This window comes from Actinomadura litoris (genome assembly GCF_009733595.1).
Lineage (GTDB): Bacteria > Actinomycetota > Actinomycetes > Streptosporangiales > Streptosporangiaceae > Spirillospora > Spirillospora litoris.
Genome location: NZ_WOFH01000019.1, coordinates 129037 through 140992, shown reverse-complemented (window position 1 = coordinate 140992; position 11956 = coordinate 129037). Strand labels below are relative to the sequence as shown.

The 11956-nt window shown below is 73.1% G+C and carries 11 protein-coding genes; all 11 read right to left on the bottom strand.

The window, feature by feature from the left end; translation table 11 throughout:
* Nucleotides 1-696: 696 nt before the first annotated feature.
* The gene (tyrS, locus tag GNZ18_RS37700; protein ID WP_312874969.1) at nucleotides 697-1974 is read right to left on the bottom strand and encodes a tyrosine--tRNA ligase; all 1278 of its coding nucleotides are present in this window, start codon (nucleotides 1972-1974) and stop codon (nucleotides 697-699) included.
* A 97-nt stretch (nucleotides 1975-2071) separates the two neighbouring features.
* A complete protein-coding gene (locus GNZ18_RS37695; protein WP_156221810.1) occupies nucleotides 2072-2521 on the bottom strand; it encodes a hypothetical protein in 450 nt (149 codons plus the stop codon).
* Nucleotides 2514-3149 carry a DNA-3-methyladenine glycosylase gene (locus tag GNZ18_RS37690; RefSeq protein WP_156221808.1) on the bottom strand — a complete coding sequence of 212 codons (636 nt, stop codon included), beginning with the start codon at nucleotides 3147-3149 and terminating at the stop codon, nucleotides 2514-2516. Before GNZ18_RS37690 ends, GNZ18_RS37695 begins: the two co-directional genes overlap by 8 nt.
* 146 nt (nucleotides 3150-3295) lie before the next feature.
* Nucleotides 3296-4702, bottom strand: coding sequence for an argininosuccinate lyase (gene argH, locus GNZ18_RS37685; protein ID WP_214620927.1), 1407 nt, complete (start codon nucleotides 4700-4702; stop codon nucleotides 3296-3298).
* A 153-nt stretch (nucleotides 4703-4855) separates the two neighbouring features.
* A complete protein-coding gene (locus tag GNZ18_RS37680) occupies nucleotides 4856-6058 on the bottom strand; it encodes an argininosuccinate synthase (RefSeq protein WP_156221806.1) in 1203 nt (400 codons plus the stop codon).
* Nucleotides 6059-6107: 49 nt separating this feature from the next.
* Nucleotides 6108-6659, bottom strand: a complete 552-nt coding sequence (locus GNZ18_RS37675; protein WP_156221804.1) for an arginine repressor — start codon at nucleotides 6657-6659, stop codon at nucleotides 6108-6110.
* Nucleotides 6638-7552, bottom strand: coding sequence for an ornithine carbamoyltransferase (argF, locus tag GNZ18_RS37670; protein ID WP_156221802.1), 915 nt, complete (start codon nucleotides 7550-7552; stop codon nucleotides 6638-6640). The genes GNZ18_RS37675 and argF overlap by 22 nt, the downstream gene beginning before the upstream one ends.
* Before the next feature lie 2 nt (nucleotides 7553-7554).
* Nucleotides 7555-8781 carry an acetylornithine transaminase gene (locus tag GNZ18_RS37665; RefSeq protein ID WP_156221800.1) on the bottom strand — a complete coding sequence of 409 codons (1227 nt, stop codon included), beginning with the start codon at nucleotides 8779-8781 and terminating at the stop codon, nucleotides 7555-7557.
* Complete coding sequence (argB, locus tag GNZ18_RS37660; protein WP_156221798.1) at nucleotides 8778-9701, bottom strand: acetylglutamate kinase; 924 nt, start codon at nucleotides 9699-9701, stop codon at nucleotides 8778-8780. Before argB ends, GNZ18_RS37665 begins: the two co-directional genes overlap by 4 nt.
* Nucleotides 9698-10855 (bottom strand): bifunctional glutamate N-acetyltransferase/amino-acid acetyltransferase ArgJ, encoded by a 1158-nt coding sequence (gene argJ / locus GNZ18_RS37655; protein ID WP_156221796.1) that lies wholly within the window; start codon nucleotides 10853-10855, stop codon nucleotides 9698-9700. Before argJ ends, argB begins: the two co-directional genes overlap by 4 nt.
* Nucleotides 10852-11880: an N-acetyl-gamma-glutamyl-phosphate reductase gene (gene argC, locus GNZ18_RS37650; protein WP_156221794.1), complete on the bottom strand. Its 1029-nt coding sequence runs from the start codon at nucleotides 11878-11880 to the stop codon at nucleotides 10852-10854. Before argC ends, argJ begins: the two co-directional genes overlap by 4 nt.
* Nucleotides 11881-11956: the final 76 nt, after the last annotated feature.

The following is an 11956-nucleotide window of genomic DNA, read 5'->3' as shown; positions in this document are numbered from 1 at the left end:
TGTTAAGCACGCCGCCAGCGTTCGTCCTGAGCCAGGATCAAACTCTCCATCAAGGCCACACGACCACCCAGGGGGCGAACCCCGAGCAGCCAAACCTCAGAAGAAAATCCCAGCAAACACCAACCCCAAAAGGATCGGTGCATTGCCTCAAAGAAATCCCCAGCCCCAACAATCCTTCCGAAGAAGGATGCACAGGGCCACGGGGCGACCCGACCAGTCACGGCCGGGCCGATAAAGGCACTGGCTTTTAACACGCTGTTGAGTTCTCAAGAAACGGACACCCACCGCACCGAACCCGCTTCCGCAGGCCCCGCTCCGGGGCAACCCTTCTATCTTACCCGAAGCGCCTGGTTTGTCAACCTGTGGGCTCTTCGGCCCCCCACGTCCCATTTGGGCAAGACAGAGTCCAGCTCATCTGGTCTGAGGAGGTGTCCCCCGGGGCCGGCCGCCTTGTCGGCGTCCCGCTCCCCTGTGGGGCGTGTAGAACATTAGGTCCCCTCAGCGGGACCGTCAAATCAACCTTCGGGCGGCATGAACACCCTGGTCAAACCATGTTTTTGGACCCTGGATGATGCCCGGTCGCCGCCGCCCGTAACCTCACTGTGACGTTTATCTACCGAAGTTTGCCCGCGCGATGACGGACGCCCGCCCGGCACAGGCCGGACGGGCGCGCTTTCTTCGCAGGTCAGCCATGGTTCACGCCGACGTGACCTCGACACCGCCGATGTTGCGCTTCCCGCGTCGCAGGACGAGGAAGCGGCCGTGCAGGAGGTCCGCCGCGGCGGGCGTGGCGTCGTCCGACTCGACCTTGGCGTTGTTCAGGTAGGCGCCGCCCTGGGCGATCGCGCGGCGCGCCTCGGACTTGCTCTTGCACAGGCCCGTGGCGGCCAGGAGGTCGGCGACGGTCGGCAAGGATCCTGGCGGAACCTCGGTGCGCGGAACCTCGGCGAGCGCCGATCTCAGCGTCCGCTCGTCCAGCTCCTCCAGGGCGCCCTGGCCGAACAGGGCACGGGACGCGGCCACGACCCGGGCGGTCTCGTCGGCGCCGTGGACGAGCGTGGTCATCTCCTCGGCGAGCGCGCGCTGGGGTGCGCGCGCCGCGGGACGGTCGACTCCCTGTTTGACCAGGTCCTCGATCTCCTCGCGGGAGCGGAAGCTGAACGCCTTGAGGTACATCTCGACGTCGCGGTCGTCCGCGTTGATCCAGAACTGGTAGAACGCGTACGGCGAGGTCAGCTCGGGATCGAGCCAGTAGGTCTCGCCGCCGGCGGTCTTGCCGAACTTGGATCCGTCCGCCTTGGTGAGCAGCGGCGTGGTCAGGGCGTGCGCCGTGCCGCCCTCGACGCGGCGGATGAGGTCCGCGCCGGCGGTGAGGTTGCCCCACTGGTCGCTGCCGCCCGTCTGGAGCACGCACCCGTACCGGCGGTACAGCTCCAGGAAGTCCATCGACTGGAGCAGGACGTAGCTGAACTCGGTGTAGCTCATCCCGGTGGTGTCGAGGCGGGCCTTGACGGTCTCGCGGGCGAGCATGCGGTTGACCGGGAAGTGCTTGCCGATGTCGCGCAGGAACTCGATCGCGGACATCGGCCCGGTCCATTCGAGGTTGCTGACCATCGTCGCGGCCGTCGGGCCGTCGCCGAACTCCAGGAACTGGGCGACCTGGGCGCGGACGCGCTCGACCCAGCCCGCGACGGTCTCCTCGGAGTTCAGGACGCGTTCGGCGCTCTTGCCGCTCGGGTCGCCGATGAGGCCGGTGGCGCCGCCGACCAGGCCGAGGGGCCGGTGGCCGGCCTGCTGGAAGCGCCGCAGCACGAGGATCTGGATCAGGTTGCCGAGGTGCAGCGACGGCGCCGTCGGGTCGAACCCGCAGTACAGCGTGACCGGTCCCGCGGCGAGCAGGGCCCGCAGTTCGTCCAGGTCGGTGGACTGCGCGATCAGGTCGCGCCACGCGAGATCGTCCAGGATGTCGGTCACGGTCTCCCTCGTCTCCGGCTTGCTCTGTGGTCGGCGCCGGGCGGGCCCGGCGTCTGCACCAGGGTGCCCCGTCCGGCCTGGGTGGGGCCAACGATATTCAATGCCCCGGGAAGCGGCGGGCGGGGACGAACACCTCGTGTCCCGAGGTGAAGGCCACCCGGACGCCCGTCCGGTCCCATTGGGCGTTCTTGATGGCGGGCCGCTCCGAGGACCCCCAGTCCAGGCGGACCCAGTGCCCGTAGGACGGGTCGCGGCGGCCCGACACGATCATGCCCACGAGCAGGTCGTAGTACCGGTGCCGGTGCAGGATCCTGCTGCGGTTGTCCTGGACGGTGACGAAGTACCGGACGGACCCCTCGGCCTTCGGCTGCCGCACCGACGCGGCCGGCTCGTCGATCGAGGCGCCCCAGGAGTCGACACCCAGCACGACCACCCCGAGGAGGAGGGCGGCGGCGACCAGGCTCCCGCGGACCCACCGCGCGCGTCCGGCCGGCGGCCGAGGGCGCGGCGCCGCCTCCGGAGGGGCGGGCGGGGCCTGGTCAGTCATCGGCGGTGACCTTCTTGCGCTTCCTCGGGACGTGCGGACGGTACGGGGAGACGCTCGGGTCGCCGTCGATCCAGAACCGCCAGGGCACCTCCTTGGCGCCGTTGACCCCCGTCCGGGGCCCGCTCCTGATGAGCGCGGGGTCGGCGGGCTCGCCCAGGTGGACGGTCAGCGGCCCGTCCGGGGAGCACACGTCCAGGCCGTTCTGCTCGCGGGCGATGCCGAGCGCCTGGCAGAGCCGCGCCGGGCCGCGCGCGAGGTCGCGGGTGGACGAGCGGGGCCGGCGTGCCCGCGCCGTCCCCTCCCCCGCGACGATCTCCCCGGCGCGCAGCAGGACGGCCGAGGAGATCCCGTCGGGCCCGCAGACGAGGTTCACGCAGAAGTGCATGCCGTAGGTGAAGTACACGTAGGCGAAGCCGGGCGGCCCGAACATGACGGCGTTGCGCGGCGTCCGGCCTCGGTAGGCGTGGGACGCGGGGTCCAGGGGCCCCGCGTACGCCTCGACCTCGGTGAGGCGGACGGCGACCTCCCCCTCGGGGGTGCGGTGCCTGAGCACGTGTCCGAGCAGGGCGGGCGCGACCTCGTCCACCGGGCGGTCGAGGAAGTCCCGTGGCAGCAACGCTCCGTTCATCGCCTCACCGTGGGTCGTGGGGTGGATCCGGCGGGGCGCCCCCGGCCCGGGACCGGGGGACCCTCCGGGCGTCCGGAAAGCCTAGAGGCGGCCCGGGGTGGGTTCGGCCATCACGCGACGCGTCCCGCCGGCCACCCCGGCCGGATCTAGGAGGCCCAGGCGGCGTGTTCGTTGACCTCGGCGCGCAGGGTGTCGATCTGCTCGCGGACGCGTTCGGGGGCCGTGCCGCCATAGGCCTTCCGGGACGCGAGCGCGCCCTGGACGTTGAGGACCTCGCGGACGTCGGGCGTCAGCGACGGGGACACCTTCGCCAGTTCCTCGTCGGTGAGGTCGCCGAAGTCCTTGTCGTTGACCTGGCACCAGACCACGAGGTGCCCGACGATCTCGTGGGCGTCGCGGAAGGCCACGCCCCGGCGGACGAGCAGTTCGGCGAGGTCGGTCGCGAGGGCGAAGCCGTCGGGGGCGAGGGCCTCCAGGCGCTCGGTGTTGACCCGCATGGTCGCGATGAGCCCGGACATGGCGGGCAGGACGAGCAGGAGCGTCTCGACGGCGTCGAAGGCGCCCTCCTTGTCCTCCTGGAGGTCGCGGTTGTAGGTGAGCGGCAGGCCCTTGAGCGTCGTCAGCAGGCCGACGAGGTGGCCGATGAGGCGGCCCGCCTTGCCGCGCGCCAGCTCGGCGACGTCGGGGTTCTTCTTCTGCGGCATGATCGACGACCCGGTGGCGTAGGTGTCGTCCATCTCGATCCAGCGGAACTCCTGGGACGCCCAGAGGCAGATCTCCTCGCCGAGGCGCGACAGGTGCACGCCGATGAGCGCGGCGGCGAACAGGAACTCGGCGACGAAGTCGCGGTCGGCGACGGCGTCCATGGAGTTGGCGGCGGCGGCGTCGAAGCCGAGCTCGGCGGCGGTGGCCTGCGGGTCCAGCGGCAGCGAGGACCCGGCGAGGGCGCCGGAGCCGAGCGGGGACACCGCGGCGCGCCGGTCCCAGTCGCGGAGCCGGTCGATGTCGCGGGTGAGCGGCTGGACGTGCGCGAGGAGCTGGTGGGAGAACAGCACGGGCTGGGCGTGCTGCAGGTGGGTCATGCCCGGGGCGGCGACGCCGAGGTTGTGCTCGGCCTGCGCGATCAGCGCGGTCTCCAGCTCGACCAGCCGGGAGACGATCTGGCGGGCGTGGTCGCGCAGGTACAGGCGCAGGTCGGTGGCGACCTGGTCGTTGCGGCTGCGGCCGGCGCGCAGCTTGCCGCCGAGGGTGCCGAGGCGCTCCAGCAGGCCGCGTTCGAGGGCGGTGTGGACGTCCTCGTCGGCGACGGCCGGACGGAACTCACCGGACCGGCAGGCGGCCTCCAGGTCGTCCAGCGCCCCGAGCATGCGCGCGAGCTCGTCGTCGGTGAGCAGCCCCGCCCGGTTGAGGACGCGGGCGTGCGCGCGGGAGCCCATCAGGTCGTAGGGGGCGAGCCGCCAGTCGAACTGGACGCTCACCGAGAGCCGCGCGAGCGCGTCCGCCGGGCCGCCTTCGAACCGGCCGCCCCACAGTCGCGTCGGTGCCTTGGTCACGGAGATCCTCTTCTTCCCACCGCTGTGCGTGTCGTGTTCCTGCCCATCCCACCACGGCCGCCGGCCGCGGGGCATGGGCAAACGTTATCCGGGGCGTGCCGCCGCCGGGGACGCCCCCGGCGGCGGCACGCCCCGGCCGGAGCCGGGCGGCGGTCAGCCGGCCTGGTCCCGGTCGCGCTTGGCGGCGATCTTGCTGGGCAGGCTCCACAGCTCGACGAAGCCCTTGGCGAGGCTCTGGTCGAAGGTGTCGCCGGTGTCGTAGGTGGCGAGGTCGTAGCTGTACAGGGACGCGTCGCTGCGGCGCCCGGTGACGACGGCGCGGCCGCCGTGCAGGGTCATCCGGACCTCGCCGGACACATGCTTCTGCGCGTCGGCGATGAACGCGTCGAGGGCGTCCTTGAGCGGCGAGAACCAGAGGCCGTCGTAGACGAGCTCGCCCCACCGCTGGTCGACGGACCGCTTGAAGCGGGCGAGGTCGCGCTCGACGGTGACGTTCTCCAGTTCCATGTGCGCGGCGATCAGCGCGATCGCGGCGGGCGCCTCGTACACCTCGCGGCTCTTGATGCCGACGAGCCGGTCCTCGACCATGTCGATGCGGCCGACGCCCTGGGCGCCCGCGCGCCGGTTCAGCTCGTCGATGACCTGGTACGGGGTGAGCGGGCGGCCGTCCAGCGCGACCGGGACGCCGGCGGCGAAGGTGATGACGACCTCGTCGGCCTCGCGCGGCTGCGCGGGGTCGGCGGTGTAGTCGTAGACGTCCTCGATGGGGCCGTTCCAGATGTCCTCCAGGAACCCGGTCTCGACGGCGCGCCCCCACAGGTTCTGGTCGATGGAGTAGGGCGACTTGGCCGACACGTCGATCGGCAGGCCCTTCTCCTCGGCGAACGCGATGGCCTTGTCGCGCGTCCAGGCGAAGTCGCGGGCGGGCGCGATGACCTTCAGGTCGGGGTTGAGGGCGGACAGGCCGGCCTCGAAGCGGACCTGGTCGTTGCCCTTGCCGGTGCAGCCGTGCGAGACCGACGTCCCGCCGAACTCCTCGGCCGCCGAGACGAGGTGCTTGACGATCAGCGGCCGGGACAGCGAGGACAGCAGCGGGTAGCGGTCCATGTAGAGGGCGTTCGCCTGGAGCGCGGGGACGCAGAAGTCCGCGGCGAACTCCTCCTTGGCGTCGACGACGACGGCCTCCGCGGCGCCGCAGGCCAGGGCCCGGTCGCGGATGGCGTCGAGGTCCTCGCCGCCCTGGCCGACGTCGACCGCCACCGCGATGATCTCGCCGCCGGTCTGCTCGGCGAGGAACGGGATGGCCACGGAGGTGTCCAGGCCCCCGGAGTACGCGAGTACGACGCGCTCGCTCATGGTCGTCATCTCCTGTGAGAAAAGGGTGTCCGATGGTGGAAGGGCGGGGTCAGGGGGCCGTCGGCCCCTGACTTCGTCGTTCGCGGCCGCCCGCCAGCTTGAGCAGCGACTCGGCGACCTGCTCGCCGCCCAGCGGGTCGCGGGCGATGACGAGGATCGAGTCGTCGCCGGCGACGGTGCCGAGGATCGTGGGCCATTCGGCGTGGTCGATCGCCGAGGCGAGGTACTGCGCGGCCCCGGGCGGGGTCCGCACGATGACGAGGTTGGCGGACGCCTCGGCCGACACCAGCAGCTCCGCCGCGATCCGGCCGAGCCGGCCGGTGAAGGTCTCGGCGGCGCCGGTGCGGGCGCGGCGGATGCGCTCGCCGCCCTCGCCGGGGACGGCGTAGATCAGCGTGCCGTCGTCGGCGCGGAGCTTGACGGCGCCGATCTCCACGAGGTCGCGCGAGAGCGTGGCCTGGGTGACCTCCACGCCCTCGTCGACGAGCAGCTTCGCCAGCTCGCCCTGGGAGTGGACGGGGTGCCGGGTCAGCAGCTCGATCACCCGGGCGTGCCGGGCGGCCTTGGTCAGCGGGGTCGTCACGTGCGCTCCAGCAGCCATGCCAGCAGGGCCTTCTGGGCGTGCAGCCGGTTCTCCGCCTCGTCCCAGACGCGGCTGCGGGGGCCGTCCAGGACGGACGCGGCGATCTCCTTGCCCCGGTAGGCGGGCAGGCAGTGCAGGACGATCGCGGTGGGGTCGGCGAGGGCGAGGAGCTCCTCGCCCACGGTGTAGGGGTCGTAGAGGGAGGTGTCCTTGCCCTCCTGCCCCATCGACACCCAGGTGTCGGTGGCGAGGACGTCGGCTCCGGCGGCGGCGCGCTTGGCGTCGTCGGTCACGGTGACCGAGCCGCCGGTCGCGGCGGCGATCTCGGTGGCGCGGGCGACGATGCCCGCGTCCGGGGGCAGGGAGGCGGGGGCGCCGATCCGGACGTGCATCCCGGCGGTGGCGCAGCCGAGCAGGTAGGAGTGGGCCATGTTGTTGGCGCCGTCGCCGAAGTAGGCGAGGGTGGCGCCCGCGAGGGAGCCCTTGGCCTCCTGGACGGTCTGGAGGTCGGCGAGGATCTGGCAGGGGTGGAAGGCGTCGGTGAGGGCGTTGACGACCGGGACCGTCGTGCCCGCGGCCATCTCCTCGATGCGCTCCTGCCCGGACGTCCGCCAGACGATGGCGCTGACCTGCCGTTCCAGGACGCGCGCGGTGTCGGCGATGGGCTCGCCGCGGCCGAGCTGGCTGGATCCGGCGTCCATGACCAGGGCGTGCCCGCCGAGTTCGGCGACGCCGGTGGCGAAGGAGATGCGGGTGCGGGTGGAGGGCTTGTCGAACAGGACGGCGACCGTCCTCGGGCCCTCCAGCGGCCGGAGCGCGAACCGGTCGGCCTTGGCCCGGGCGGCGAGGTCGAGCACCTCGGCCTGCTCGGCGGGGGCGAGGTCGTCGTCGCGGAGGAAGTGCCTGGTCATGGTCAGCTCTCCTTCGCGGGAGGAGTCGCGGTGCCGGTGGCGGCGGACGCCGCGGCGAGGATCGAGGGGAACGCGGCGACGAACGACTCCGCCTGCGCGGCGGTGAGGACGAGCGGCGGCGCGATCCGCAGCGCGTCGGGCTGGAGCGCGTTGATCAGGAATCCGGCGTCGCGGGCGGCGGCCTCCACGGCGGCGGCGTGCGGCCCGGTGAGGACGGTCGCGAGCCACAGCCCGCGGCCCCGGACGCCCGCGAGCAGCGGGTGGTCGACGGCGGCGAGCCCGGCGCCGAGGACCTCGCCGACGGCGGCGGCGTTGGCGAGCAGGCCGTCCTTCTCGATCGTGTCGAGGACGGCGAGGGCGGCGGCGGCGCCGACCGGGTTGCCGCCGAACGTGCTGCCGTGGTCGCCCTTGGCGAACAGGTCGCCGTGCTCGCCGAACCCGACGCACGCGCCGATCGGCAGGCCGCCGCCGAGGCCCTTGGCCAGCGTCAGGATGTCGGGCCTGGCGTTCTCGGCCTGGAAGGCGAACCAGGCCCCGGTGCGTCCGATCGCCGCCTGGATCTCGTCGGCGACCAGCAGCGCGCCGGTGGCGTCGCAGATCTCGCGGGCGGCGGCGAGGTAGCCCTCCGGCGGGGGGACGACCCCGGCCTCGCCCTGCGTGGGTTCGAGGAAGACCGCGGCGCAGTCCTCGCCGACGGCGTCCTTGAGCGCGGCCGCGTCCCCGTAGGGGACGAAGGTGACGTCCAGCGCGAACGGCCCGAACGGCTCGCGGATCGACGCCTTCCCGGTCAGCGACAGCGCGCCCATGGTGCGGCCGTGGAACCCGTTCTCGGTCGCGACGAACCGCGCCCGCCCGTGCGCCCGCCCGTACTTGATCGCGAGCTTGAGCGCGCACTCGTTGGCCTCGGTGCCGCTGCTGGTGAGGAACACGCGGCCGTCGCCGTCCAGCAGGCCGCGCAGCCGCTCGGCGAGCAGCACCTCGGGCTCGTGCAGGAACAGGTTGGAGGTGTGCGCCAGCGTCGCGACCTGCGTGGACACCGCCTCGACCAGCGCCGGGTGGGCGTGTCCGAGGGAGCTGACCGCGATGCCGGCGATCAGGTCGAGGTACGCGCGGCCGTCGACGTCGAAGACCCGGGCGCCCTCGCCGCGCGCGAGCGCCAGCGGCGGGACGCCGTAGTTCGGCATGAACGCGGCCTCGTACCGCGCCCTGAGGTCGTCGTTCGCGGTCATGACGCCATCCCCTGGGGGGCGGGCAGCACCATCGTGCCGATCCCTTCGTCGGTGAAGATCTCCAGCAGCAGCGCGTGCGGGACGCGGCCGTCCAGCACGTGGGCCCTCGGGACACCGCCGCGCACGGCGGTCAGGCAGGCCTCCATCTTCGGCACCATCCCCGCCGACAGGCCGGGCAGCAGCGCCGCCAGCTCGTCGGTGGTGAGGCTGTCGATCACGTCGTCGCTGTTCGGCCAGTCGGCGTACAGGCCCTCGACGTCGGTGAGGACGACCAGCTTGGCGGCGTCCAGCGCGACCGCGACGGCCGCGGCGGCGGTGTCGGCGTTGACGTTGAACACCTCGCCGTCGTCGCCGCGCGCGATGCTGGAGATGACCGGGATCCGGCCGTCGTCCAGCAGCGCACGCAGCGCCCCGACCTGCACCTCGACGATCTCGCCGACCTGGCCGATGTCGACGGGCTCGCCGTCGACGAGCGCGCGCTTGCGCTCGGCGGTGAACAGGTTGGCGTCCTCGCCGGACATGCCGAGCGCGAACGGGCCGTGCCGGTTGATCAGCCCGACGACGTCGCGCTGCACCTGCCCGGTCAGCACCATCCGGACGACCTCCATGGCCTCCGGCGTCGTGACCCGCAGCCCGGCGGTGAAGGTGGAGTCGATGCCGTTGCGGGCGAGCGCGGAGTCGATCTGCGGGCCGCCGCCGTGCACGACGACCGGCCGCAGGCCCGCGTAGCGCAGGAACACCACGTCCTCGGCGAAGGAGTGCCGCAGCGCCTCGTCGGACATCGCGTGCCCGCCGTACTTGATCACGATCGTCGCGCCGTGGAAGCGCTCCAGCCACGGCAGCGCCCTGATCAGGGTCTCCGCGCGGCGCTGCGGCTCGCCGCGCGGGCCGGTCCGCGTCTCGGTGGCCACGTCGCTCATGTCGAGTACGCCGAGTTCTCGTGGACGTACTCGGCCGTGAGGTCGGTCGTCCAGATGGTCGCGCTGGCCGAGCCCGCCGAGAGGTCGACGGTGATCGTCACGTCCCGGGGGCGCAGGTCGACCCGGTCGCGGTCGTCGCCGGACGAGCCGTTCCGGCACACCCACACGCCGTTGATCGCGACGTTGATCCGGTCGGGCTCGAAGACCGCGTCGGTGGTCCCGACGGCCGACAGGACCCGGCCCCAGTTCGGGTCCTCGCCGTGGATGGCGCACTTGAGCAGGTCGTTGCGGGCGATCGAGCGGCCGACGGTGACCGCGTCGTCCTCGGACGCGGCGCCGACGACCTCGATCGCGATGGCCTTGCTCGCGCCCTCGGCGTCCACGAGGAGCTGCCGGGTGAGGTCGGCGCACACGTCGGTGACCAGCGCGGTGAACTCCTCCTCGCCGGGGACGACCCCGGCGGCGCCGGAGGCCAGCAGCAGGACGGTGTCGTTGGTGGACATGCAGCCGTCGGTGTCGAGCCGGTCGAGGGTGACGGCGGTCGCGGCGCGCAGCGCCCGGTCCAGCGCCTCGGCGGGCAGGTCGGCGTCGGTGGTGATGACGCACAGCATCGTGGCCAGCGACGGGGCGAGCATGCCCGCGCCCTTGGCCATCGCGCCGATCCGGTAGCCGCCCTCGCCCTGCCGGAAGGCGATCTTGGCGACGGTGTCGGTGGTGCGGATCGCGTCGGCGGCGGCGAGCCCGCCGTCCCCGCGCGACAGCTCGGCGGCGGCCTTGCCGACGCCGGGCAGCAGGACCTCCATCGGGAGGCGCACGCCGATCAGCCCGGTGGAGCAGACCGCGACCTCGCCGGCCGAGTCCTCCAGCGCCTCGGCGACGGCCTCGGCGGTGGCGTGGGTGTCCTGGAAGCCGGGCGCGCCCGTGCAGGCGTTGGCGCCGCCGGAGTTCAGCACGACGGCGCGGAGGCGGCCGCCCTTGAGCACCTGCTCGGTCCACTCGACAGGAGCGGCCCTGACCCGGTTGCGGGTGAAGACGCCGGCCGCCGCGCGCGACGGCCCGTCGTTGACGACGAGGGCGACGTCGCGGCCGCCGTTGTCCTTCAGCCCCGCGACGACGCCTGCGGCGCGGAAACCCTGGGGGGCGGTGACGCTCAAGGGGACACTCCGATCGTGGTCAGCCCGAGTTCTTCCGGAAGGCCGAGGGCGAGGTTGGCGCTCTGCACGGCGGCGCCCCCCGTCCCCTTGGTGAGGTTGTCGATGGCGGCGACGGCGACGACGCGTCCGGCGTCCTCGTCCAGGGCGACCTGGACGAGCGCGGTGTTGGCGCCCAGCGTCATGGACGTGGCGGGCCAGCGCCCCTCCGGCAGCAGGCCGAGGAACGGCTCCCCCGCGTAGGCGGTCTCGTAGGCGGCGCGGAGCGTCGCGGCGGTGACGCCGGGGCGGGCCTTGGCGGTGCAGGTCGCGAGGATGCCCCGGCTCATCGGCGCGAGCGTCGGGGTGAAGGAGACCGTGACCGGCTCCCCCGCGACGGCGCTGAGGCCCTGGACCATCTCGGGCGTGTGGCGGTGCGCGCCGCCGGCGGCGTAGGCGCCGACCGAGCCCATGACCTCGCTGCCGAGCAGGTGCGGCTTGAGCGTCCGCCCGGCGCCCGAGGTGCCGGACGCGGCGACCACGACGACGTCGGGCTCGGCGAGACCGGCGGCGAACGCGGGGAACAGCGCGAGGTCGACCGCCGTCGGGTAGCAGCCGGGGACCGCGATCCGCCGGGCGCCGCGCAGCCGCGCGCGCTGGCCGGGCAGCTCGGGGAGGCCGTAGGGCCAGGTGCCGGCGTGGACCGTTCCGTAGAAGCGCTCCCAGGCGGCGGGGTCGGCGAGGCGGTGGTCGGCGCCGCAGTCGACGACCAGGACGTCATCGCCCAGCTCGGCGGCGAGCGGCCCCGACCGCCCGTGCGGCAGCGCCAGGAACACCACGTCGTGCCCGGCGAGGGTCTCGGGGGTGGTCTCGGCCAGGACGCGCCCGGCCAGGGATCGCAGGTGGGGCTGGTGCGCGCCCAGCTCGGTGCCCGCGTTGGAGCCCGCCGTCAGCGCGCCGATCTCGAACTCTGGATGTCCCGCCAGGAGGCGCAGCACCTCGCCGCCCGCGTACCCGCTGGCGCCGGCCACCGCCGTCCGGATTCCCATGTCGCACTCGCCCTTCCGAAGCAATGAGCAAGAGTATGCATGAGGGTGGATGTCTATTCAATGCCGTGACCGCCGG